Annotated in this window: 5 protein-coding genes and 3 pseudogenes; all 8 read left to right on the top strand. The window is 60.3% G+C overall.

From position 1 onward, the window contains the following. Positions 1–189: pseudogene (locus tag CRM90_RS31180) on the top strand (hypothetical protein); the annotation flags it as partial. An 11-nt stretch (positions 190–200) separates the two neighbouring features. Further along, positions 201–482: pseudogene (locus tag CRM90_RS29130) on the top strand (hypothetical protein); the annotation flags it as partial. Positions 483–597: 115 nt separating this feature from the next. Next, a complete protein-coding gene (locus tag CRM90_RS29125) occupies positions 598–2055 on the top strand; it encodes a cytochrome P450 (RefSeq protein WP_102810337.1) in 1458 nt (485 codons plus the stop codon). Beyond that, positions 2052–2705, top strand: a complete 654-nt coding sequence (locus CRM90_RS29120) for a transglutaminase-like domain-containing protein (protein WP_102810336.1) — start codon at positions 2052–2054, stop codon at positions 2703–2705. Before CRM90_RS29125 ends, CRM90_RS29120 begins: the two co-directional genes overlap by 4 nt. Before the next feature lie 26 nt (positions 2706–2731). Continuing rightward, positions 2732–4351, top strand: coding sequence for a fatty acid--CoA ligase (locus CRM90_RS29115; protein WP_102810335.1), 1620 nt, complete (start codon positions 2732–2734; stop codon positions 4349–4351). 38 nt (positions 4352–4389) lie between these two features. Then, positions 4390–5535, top strand: a complete 1146-nt coding sequence (locus tag CRM90_RS29110) for an acyl-CoA dehydrogenase family protein (RefSeq protein WP_102810334.1) — start codon at positions 4390–4392, stop codon at positions 5533–5535. A gap of 49 nt (positions 5536–5584) precedes the next feature. Continuing rightward, entirely contained in the window at positions 5585–6643 is a 1059-nt protein-coding gene (locus CRM90_RS29105; RefSeq protein WP_102810333.1) for a BtrH N-terminal domain-containing protein, read from the top strand. A gap of 91 nt (positions 6644–6734) precedes the next feature. Then, positions 6735–6962, top strand: a pseudogene (locus CRM90_RS29100) (hypothetical protein); the annotation flags it as partial.

The raw sequence follows: 6962 nt of genomic DNA, 5'->3' as shown, positions 1-6962 counted from the left end.
CGACGAAGCCGCGAACCGGCCGGTGCTTTTTACACCCACTTTCGGACGCGACCGGTCCCCCTCAACTGGATCACCACACCTGTGCTTCATCCGCATGCGAACCCATTGTTGTACATACACGGCGGTGCATACTCTATGTGGTCGCCGGATACGCACCGCGGTCTTCTCGGCGAACTCGCCTCTGCAAGCAGACCCCAGCGCTCATCAAAGCCGTGGCTGCTCATCCGGGTCATGCGATCGATGTCAGGACGGAGAGTGCGCAACGCTACAACACGCGCTTGAGAAGGCGACTACGGAGGTCGGTGTGGGCGCTGTGTGCGAGCTGGTATCGAACCTCGAGCGGGGAAATCCCGACGAACTGGCCGGGGCCTACCTTGGTTTATCGACTCCTTACCCGGAAGCCGCACAGCGGCGATTACGTCTTGAGAAACGTCGGGCGTCTAAAGGTCGGAGACCCTGCAGAACCGAGCCTGGCCGACTAAGGGCATGAGACGCGCACTTAACTGCTAGGCCAATAATGTCTAGATATTGACATCAATGGCATCTTTGAAAAGACTGGTGGACGCCGTCAAAGCGGCCCAGCGTCCAGGAGGAACCATGACGAATCACCTTCTCGCACCTGCGCACCACGTGAAGGAGCGGTTGTCCTCTGTGATCATGGTCCCCGCGCCTCACGTCGTCGACGACAGATGGCGTCGATGGAGCCGGGACTGGCCGGTTCGTGAACTGGCACCGGCACCCGCGGGCAGTGGATTGAAAGCCGTCCAGGGGGATGCCGGACTGCCCTTCGTGGGTCACACGCTCGACTACATCCGATTCGGCTCGGATTTCAGTCGAGAGCGCTACGACCGTCTGGGTTCGGTGTCGTGGATGGGCGCGTTCGGCACCAAGATGGTGGTCATCGCCGGCCCTGACGCCACTCGAGAGGCGTTCACGAGCGAAGCGAAGGCATTCTCTCAGGATGGCTGGTCCTTCCTGATCGACGCCTTCTTCCATCGCGGTTTGATGCTCATGAGCTTCGACGAGCACTTGATGCACCGGCGCATCATGCAGGAGGCGTTTACGCGTCCGCGCCTGACCGGATACGTCGAACAGGTAACCCCATGCGTTCGCTCGGCAGTGCCTGCGTGGCCGGTGGGCCCGTCGGTTCGAATCTACCCACTGTTGAAGGAACTCACCCTCGACATAGCTACCGAAGTCTTCATGGGCGGCTGTGGCAAGGACGAGAGCGATGCCGTCAACAAGGCGTTCGTCGCTACGGTCCGGGCGGCGAGTTCCCTTGTGCGTGCTCCGCTTCCGGGAACCAGATTCCGCGCTGGTGTGCAAGGGCGGCGCGTCTTGGAGGACTACTTCTTTCGGCATCTGCCGGCCGCGCGAGCCGGTGAAACGGAGGATCTGTTCGCTGCTCTCTGTCAAGCCACCACCGAAGACGGGGAGCGGTTTTCCGACGAGGATGTGGTGAATCACATGATCTTCTTGATGATGGCAGCCCACGACACATCGACGATCACCACCACAGCGGTCACCTATTTCCTTGCCAAGTATCCGCACTGGCAGGAGGCAGCGGCTGCGGAAGCCGCGGCCATCGGTGACGGGTTGCCGAACATCGATGCCCTGGAGAAGATGACGGTCATCGACCTCGTGATCAAGGAAGCGCTCAGACTGCTTGCACCTGTTCCGCTGGTGATGCGCAAGACGGTTCGAGATGTCGCCATCGACGGATATCACATCCCCGCGAACATTCTGTGCGCCATAATGCCTGCCGTGAATCACTTCGATCGAACGATCTGGAGTGATCCGGAGCGGTTCGATCCCTCACGTTTCGACGAGCCTCGGCGCGAAGACCAACACCACCGATTCGCCTGGGTTCCGTTCGGAGGTGGAGCGCACAAGTGCATCGGCATGCAATTCGGGACGCTCGAGGTCAAAGCAATCCTGCACAGGATGCTGCGTTCGTTCACCTGGACGGTTCCGGAGAACTATCACGTCCGATGGGACAACACCTCGCTGCCCATTCCGGTGGACGGACTTCCGTTGGAGATGAAGCGCCGATGACCGTCGACCACAGGCCCTACCTCGAACCCACGGAGTTTCTTGACTGGCAACAAGATTCGGTACGTGACTTCGTGTCATCGGCGATCCGTGGTGCCTGCGGCGACACCGAGAAGGCCATCGCCATCTTCACCGCGGTCCGTGACTCCATTTGGTACGACCCCTACACGGTGACCGACAACCCATACGCGTATCGCGCCAGCACCGTCGCGACCGCAGAACGGGCCTACTGCGTCCCGAAGGCCGTGCTCTTGACTGCAGCGTGCCGAGCGGCGGGAATCCCGGCGCGGCTGGGGTTCGCCGACGTCCGAAACCACCTCCAGACCAAGACATTGCGCGAGCGGATGGGTGGTACCGACGTTTTCGTCTACCACGGCTACAGTCTCATGTTCCTCAACGGTGCGTGGGTAAAGGCCACCCCGGCGTTCAATCGCGAGCTGTGCGCGCGCTTCGGTGTCTCGCCGATCGAATTCGACGGCCGTAGCGACGCGCTACTCCATGGTTTCACCGCTGACGGCACCCGGCACATGGAGTATCTGCGCGACCGGGGAGCCTACGACGATCTACCCCTAGCAGACATCCTGCAAGCACTGAGAACGCATTACGGCACATTCATCGATCAGCCGAACAGCCGTCCCGACCTCTTCGCCTGAAAGGGCACTACACGATGCAAAGCACAATGCAAGATGTTCCCCTGTCGGTTTCGGCGATCGTTCAGTATGCGGCAGCCATACACGGTGACAGCGAGGTCGTCACTCCGACCGGAAATGGATATCGGAGAACGCCTTACCGCATTGTGCTGGCGCGAGTGGCTCGCCTTGCCAATGCGCTGCGCAGTCTTGGCATCACGGCAGACCAACGCGTGGCCACCTTCCAGTGGAGCAACCAGGAACATCTGGAGGCCTACTGTGCGATTCCCTCCATGGGCGCGGTCCTGCACACGCTCAACATTCGTTTGGCCCCAGAGCAACTGGCGTACATCGCCAACCACGCGAGCGATCAGATCGTCCTAGTCGACGCTTCAGTTGCCCCGTTGTTGGCGCGCGCGCTCCCAGCGATGGCGTCGGTGCACACCGTCATCGTCACCGGAGAGGGCGACCTTGCCCCGCTACAGGGATGCGGGAAGACCGTTCTGCGTTACGAGGAAGTGCTTGCCGGCCAGGAAGAATCATTTGACTGGCCTCGGCTCGACGAGCTGTCCGCCGCGGCCATGTGTTATACGAGCGGCACCACCGGAGATCCCAAAGGCGTCGTCTACAGCCACCGTTCGACGTACCTTCACTCGCTGACCGCCTGCACAGCTAACGCTTTGTCAGTCAGCGAGGCCGACCGTGTGCTGGCCATCGTCCCAATGTTTCACGCCAATGCGTGGGGGCTTATCTACGCAGCGTTGATGTCCGGTGCGGATCTGGTGCTGCCTGACCGGTATCTCCAAGCCGAACCGTTGGTGTCGATCATCGAAGACACCAGACCGACCTTGGCCGGTGCAGTGCCGACGATCTGGAACGATGTTGACCGATATCTGGATTCGCACCCTGAGCGGGACATTTCTTCGCTACGGCTGGTCGCGTGCGGGGGATCTGCTATTCCGCTTTCCTTGATGCGGGCATTCGAAGAGAAGTACAACGTGCCCATTGTGCAGGCCTGGGGTATGACCGAAACCTCTCCGTTGGCGACCGTTGCACGTCCGGCTCACAGAGCCGACGCGACGCGACGATGGGAGATGCGCGCATCCCAGGGCCGGCCGATCTGTGGTGTCGAAATCCGGTTGCGGGACGACGACGGGAAAGACGTGCCGTGGGACGGGCAATCAGTTGGGGAAATCCAGGCGCGCGGTCCTTGGATCACCGGGTCCTATTTCGGAGACAACGATACGGAGAAGTTCGACGAAGGATGGCTGCGTACCGGTGATGTGGGCAAGATCGACGCCGAGGGCTATCTGACACTGACCGACCGCTCGAAAGACGTCATCAAGTCAGGTGGCGAATGGATCTCCTCGGCGGAGCTGGAAAACACGCTGATCGGGCACCCTGCCGTGTACGAAGCGGCGGTAGTCGGCGTCGCGGACGATAAATGGCAGGAAAGGCCGTTGGCGCTTGTCGTCGTCCACCCCGGAACCGACGTTGACATTGACCAGCTCCGGTCGTTCCTTTCGGGCAAAGTCGCCAAATGGTGGATTCCTGAGCGATGGAGCTTCGTGTCCGATATTCCGAGAACGAGCGTCGGAAAGTACGACAAAAAGGCCATCCGTGCGCGCCACTCTGCCGGCGAATACCTCATCGAAATCGAAACGCAATAACGTCAAGTCCCCGGAATTCCAACAGTCGGAAGGTAATCATGTCCTCCCCAATCTCTCCCTGGATGAATGCTGAATTACTCGAGCTTCGTGACCTCGCTGCGAAGTTCTTCTCGGCCGAACTGGCGCCGCATGCGCAGCGCTTTGCAGAACAGCACCACGTCGACCGAGAACTGTGGAACCGAGCAGGCGAGCTGGGCCTACTCTGCATGTCGACACCTGAGGAATATGGCGGAGGCGGGGGTACTTTCGCGCACGAGGCGGTCGTCCTCGAAGAGCAGGCCCGCATCGGCGACAGCTCGTGGGGCGCGGGATTGCACAGCGGAATCGTGGCCCACTACATCCTGCAATACGCGACTGAAGAGCTGCGTAGGCAGTGGCTCCCCAAAATGGCCTCCGGTGAAATGATCGGGGCGATAGCCATGACCGAACCGGGTACGGGTTCCGATCTCCAGAGCGTCAAGACGAAGGCCATCCTCGACGGTGACGAATATGTGATCACGGGCTCGAAGACGTTCATCACCAACGGCCAACAGGCCGACCTGATCATCGTTGTCGCCAAGACTGATCCTAGCCAGGGCGCCGCGGGTATCTCTCTGATCGCTGTCGAGGCAGACCGGTCGGGATTCCGTCGTGGCAAAGTTCTTGACAAAATCGGCCAGCGCGGCCAGGACACTTCGGAGTTGTTCTTCGATGAGGTGAGAGTTCCGCGCTCGCACCTTCTGGGCCAGGCCGAGGGACAAGGCTTTATTCAGTTGATGACGCAGCTGCCGCAAGAGCGACTCATTGTCGCGGTGGGGGCTGTCGCAGCGATGGAACTTGCCCTGGAGCAGACGCTCAAGTACACGCGTGAGCGGGAGGCGTTCGGTCGGCCTGTCTTCGGCTTTCAGAACACCAAGTTCACGCTGGCTGAAGCCGCGACCGAAACGCGCATCGCACGAGTATTCCTCGACTACTGCATCGACCTGCACCTTTCGGGTCAACTCGACGTGCAGACCGTCGCCATGGCGAAGTGGTGGACCACTGAGCGAGCGATGAAGGTGCTCGACGACTGTATGCAGCTCCACGGCGGATATGGCTACATGACCGAGTACCCCATCTCGAGATTGTGGGTGGATCAGCGCGTGCAAAAAATCTATGCCGGCACGAACGAGGTGATGAAGGAAATCATCTCGCGTTCCTTATGACGCAGATGAGTTGCCGCCTGCACGTTAGTCATCTAGAGGAGGAGGATTGATGGCATCTATGGTGGTGCCGTATCGCCACGACATGGGCGGCCATTGCGGATCGGGTGCGCTTCGGGATCTGACCGAATGGGCAGGGATCCGTTGGGGTGATGACGCTCCGGACGAAGGCATCGTGTTTGCTCTCGGGGGGGCCCTCGACTTCTCGTATGTTCGCTCGGGGCACCTATGCCCACCGATCTACCTGGTTGGACGCAGCGCGGACCTCGAAGACGAATACTTGACCCAGTTGGGCGCGCGCTTCGAGCGCCGTTCGACAGACGACCCCGATCTTGGTTGGAAATGGGTGACCGAACAGATCGATTCCGGCACGCCGGTCATGGTGTGGACTGACATCGCCGAATTGCCCTATCTGAGAACACATCTGAGTATGAGCCGGCACGACGTCGTGATTGTGGGGTACGACGACGACAAGGAACTCGCGTTCGTGGTCGATAACGATCGCGATACACCTCAAGCGGTGCCATACGAGAATTTACGGAAGGCGCGAGCATCGACGGGATTTCCCGTCCCCGCGCGGCACACCACCTACGTGGTCGAGTGGCCCGGCGCGGCACCAGATCTCGGCAATGCTGCCCGGTCGGCCTTCCGTAGGTCCGCGGATGCGATGCAGGGTTCGTTTGTGAGCGCGCCGATCACCGAGGGCTCCGATTGTGAAATTCAGGTGCGTGGATTATCAGGGGTATCGACCTTTGTGGAGGACCTCAAGCGGTGGCCGGAGATCTTTGACGACGACAGCCTCGACGGTGCCTTGTTTGCGCTGAGCGCCTTCATCGAAAAGGCTGGAACCGGAGGCGGTCTGTTCCGAGATCTGCAGGCACGTGGATGTCGGCGCATCGCTGAAGAGTTGAGTTTCGAACCTGCGTTCCGAGCAGCGGAGGCTGCGAAGACCGCATCTGAGTTGTGGACCGCTGTTGCGCACACCGCTTACGAACGCGGTGCAGATCCGCGCCGGCGAGCGAGTGGCGCCGCGTCCCTCGCTGCGCAGTTGCCGCGAGCCGAACGTCGACTCGCGCAGGCGCTGAGGGAGGCAGGGAATTTACTCCTATGAGTCCTGATTGCTTCGGAGGAAGCCGAACTGGTTGCGGCTCAGCAGATTTATTTGAGCGCTTTGAGTTGTGTCTGAAGAAGGGAGATTCACGATGGCTGTCTTCGCTGATGCGGAAGAGGTTTACGGCTACCTCGCCGGCATCTTTCGACAAGGTTTGGAGAACGAAGACCTTGCGAACAGACTTGCCGGGTCCGGGGTGGTGTTGCGGATCCACTACACCGATCCGGATGCGGTAGTAACCGTGGATATGCCGAAGAAGGTGATGGGTCTTGACCCCAGGTGTTGGACACGCTTAATCCCGCAAGATTGGCGGGGGAAG

Source organism: Mycobacterium sp. ENV421 (genome assembly GCF_002887815.1).
GTDB lineage: Bacteria > Actinomycetota > Actinomycetes > Mycobacteriales > Mycobacteriaceae > Mycobacterium.
The sequence above is the reverse complement of the archived record's forward strand: the minus strand, read 5'-3'. Positions and strand labels throughout refer to the sequence as shown.